This is a genomic window from Roseateles sp. (assembly GCF_049240545.1).
GTDB lineage: Bacteria > Pseudomonadota > Gammaproteobacteria > Burkholderiales > Burkholderiaceae_C > Paucibacter_A.
On the sequence record NZ_JBMLSK010000059.1, the window covers coordinates 10,234 to 13,613 of the forward strand.

Below are 3,380 nucleotides of genomic sequence, written 5' to 3' on the forward strand. Positions count from 1 at the left end.
GGGACTTTGGCCAACAACATTGGTGGTGCGTCGCTGGCCATCGGTGAGCAGCACGTTCCTTTGAGCTTCATCGGCGCGGCACGCAGCTTGCGTGAACAGGCATTGCCCCTGAACTTTCAGGCACTAAACCCGCAAGCGCTGGGCCTGGCTGTGGGGCAGCCAGTCAAAGTCTATGTGCAGTCCAAGCAAAAGACTTCGGGCATCCCTGTACCACTGTCTTCACTCATGAAAAACGCCGCCAACCAAACGGTGGTCTGGGTCAAGACGGCCCCCGAGAAGTTTGAGCCCCGTACAGTGACTTTGGAGCCTCTGGATGGCACGCGAGTGGCCGTGACCTCCGGCCTGAAATCAGGAGATCGTGTGGCCACTCAAGGGGCCACTCTGATCAATCAGATTCGCTAAGGGAGCCACAACATGTTCAAGTGGCTTCTCGAAAATAGTCTGGCCAATCGCTTGCTGGTACTCATTGCCGGTGCAGTGCTGATGGGCTACGGGGCATTTACCCTCACGCGAACCCCTGTGGATGTCTTCCCCGACCTCAACAAGCCCACGGTCACGATCATGACCGAGGCGGGAGGGATGGCAGCCGAGGAGGTGGAGCAATTGATCACTTTCCCGCTGGAAACAGCGATGAACGGGTTGCCAGGGGTGGAGTCCATCCGCTCCACCTCGTCTGCTGGCTTGTCCTTCCTGTATGTGACCTTCAATTGGGACACGGAAATTTTCCGGGCGCGCCAACTGGTGTCTGAGCGACTCTCTGCCATGGAGCAAGGTCTGCCTGGGAACGTCACGCCTCGCATGGGGCCGATCAGCTCTATCATGGGCGAAATCATGCAGATCGCCATCCCGGTCGATCCGCAAAAGATTTCGCCGATGGCAGTTCGCGAATACGCCGACTGGGTTCTGCGTCCCCGTTTGATGACCATTCCGGGCGTCGCACAAATCATCCCCATCGGTGGCGAAGTGCGGCAGTTTCAAGTGCAGCCCAGCACTGCGCGCATGTCTGACCTCGGAATCTCGCTGGACCAGTTGGAAGCCGCGCTGCGCAGCTTCTCGGCCAACACGTCAGGGGGCTTTCTTGAACTCAATGGCCGTGAGTACCTCATCCGCAACCTGGGGCGAACCTCCCGGCTTGATGATTTGCGCAATTTGGCGATCGCCGCCAAAAACGGGCAACCCATTTTGCTCAGGCAAATCGCGGAGGTGACCTTTGCCCCAGCCATCAAGCGTGGCGATGCGGGATACGAGGGCAAACCGGCTGTCATCCTGGGGGTTCAAAAGCAGCCTACTGCAGACACCACCAAACTCACCCAGTCCATTGAAGAGGCGATCGTCGGCCTGAAGGCATCGTTGCCTGAAGGGATGGAAGCTCCTCGCGTCACGTTCCGTCAGGCCAGCTTCATCGAGGCGTCAATCTCCACGCTGCAAGGCAAACTGATAGGCGCGTCGGTATTTGTGGCGGCGATTCTGTTCTTTTTTCTGGGAACAGTTCGCCCGACCATCATCGCGCTCACCGCCATTCCGGTGTCGATTTTCATTACCGCGCTGGTGTTCAAGTATTTTGGCCTGTCGATCAACACGATGACTCTGGGGGGATTGGCGATCGCGATCGGCGGTCTGGTGGACGATGCCGTGGTGGATGTGGAAAACATCCTTCGCCGCTTGAAAGAGGATCGTGCAAAGGACGCCAATAACCGTCTGCCCTTGCTGCAACTCGTGGCCAAGGCATCTATGGAGGTTCGCTCCGCCATCCTCTACGCGACGGTCATCATCGTGCTGGTGTTTCTGCCGCTGTTTGCGCTGCCGGGCCTAGAGGGAAAACTGTTTGTGCCACTGGGCATCGCCTTCATTGTCTCCACGCTGGCATCCTTGCTGGTGTCGGTCACGGTGACCCCCGTGCTGAGCTACTACTTGCTGCCCCGTATGAAGAATCTGGACCATGGCGACACCAAGGTCCTGGCGTGGCTCAAGAATCGGTACAAGAGTGGGCTTCAACTGGTTCTGGACAAACCTCGCGCAGCCCTGGCCAGCGCCGGTGCCGCCGTGGTCTTGGCGGCTGTTGCGGTCCCCTTCTTCCCCACCACATTCCTGCCCCCTTTCAATGAGGGCACGCTTCTGGTGGGCTTGCGTCTCAACCCGGGCGTCACCCTGACGGAGTCGTCAGCCCTGGCTCGCCAGGCCGAAATTCTGGTCAAGCAGGTGCCTGAAGTTGTTCATGTGGGTCGACGCAGTGGGCGCGCTGAGTTGGATGAGCACGCCGAAGGCGTCCATGTCAGCGAGTTGGACGTGGGCATCAAGCCCGCCGGAGAGTTGACCCGCTCGATGGACGAAGTCCGGGCGGACATCCGCGCGCGTCTGGTCAACTTGCCTGCATCTATTGAAGTGGGGCAACCGATCTCTCACCGGATTGATCACATGCTTTCTGGAGTTCGATCTCAAATCGCCATCAAGATTTTTGGCGAAGACCTGGATGTGCTGCGGGGCCAGGCGGATGCACTGAGATCCCGACTGGCCAACATTCAGGGCATTGCGGACTTGCAAATCGAAAAACAGGTCCTTGCACCCCAGATCAAGGTTCGGGTGGACTACGCGGCTGCGGCTCAATATGGTTTGTCCGGCTCGCAAGTGCTCTCGACGCTGCAATCGCTGGTCGAGGGTGAAAGAGTCACCCAGATCATGGAAGGCGGACGACGGTTTGCACTGGTGGTACGACTGCCTGAGTCTGCACGATCGCTCGAAGGTCTGGGACAAATGCTGATTGAGACCCCTTCTGGCAGGGTGCCACTGTCCAAGATCGCCTTGATTGAGGATGCCGATGGCCCCAACCAGATCAGCCGCGACAACGGCAAGCGTCGAATCGTGATCTCTGCTAACGCCTCAGGTCGTCCGCTGTCGGAGGTCATTGTCGACATCCGCAAAGTCGTCTCTGAATCGCGCTTGCCCGAGGGCTACTTCATCACCCTGGGCGGGCAGTTCCAGGCGCAAGAGGAGGCCTCTCGACTGATCGCACTGTTGTCCGTGATCTCCGTGGTTTTGATGTTTGTGGTGCTTTACAGCCGCTACAAGTCCGTCGTGCTCTCGGGGCTGATCATGGTGAATATTCCGCTAGCACTGGTAGGCGCTGTGCTGGGCTTGTGGCTGTCTGGGCAACCCCTGTCGGTTGCAGCACTGATTGGCTTCATCACACTGGCTGGAATTTCCGTGCGTAACGGAATCCTGAAGGTGAGCCACTACATCAACCTCATGCGCTTTGAAGGAGAGGCCTTCAACACGCAATTGATCTTGCGGGGATCACTGGAGCGCTTGAGCCCGGTCTTGATGACCGCTTTGGTGACCGCTTTTGCTCTGGCGCCCTTGCTTTTCGAAGCTGAGCGTCCAGG

At 58.4% G+C, this 3,380-nt stretch carries 1 protein-coding gene and 1 pseudogene; both read left to right on the forward strand.

The annotated features are described in order from the left end of the window. Positions 1-402 (forward strand): annotated as a pseudogene (locus ACOVRJ_RS03715) (efflux RND transporter periplasmic adaptor subunit); the annotation flags it as partial. Positions 403-414: 12 nt separating this feature from the next. After that, on the forward strand, positions 415-3,380 hold a 2,966-nt coding region (locus ACOVRJ_RS03720), incomplete at its 3' end, for an efflux RND transporter permease subunit (RefSeq protein ID WP_422042555.1).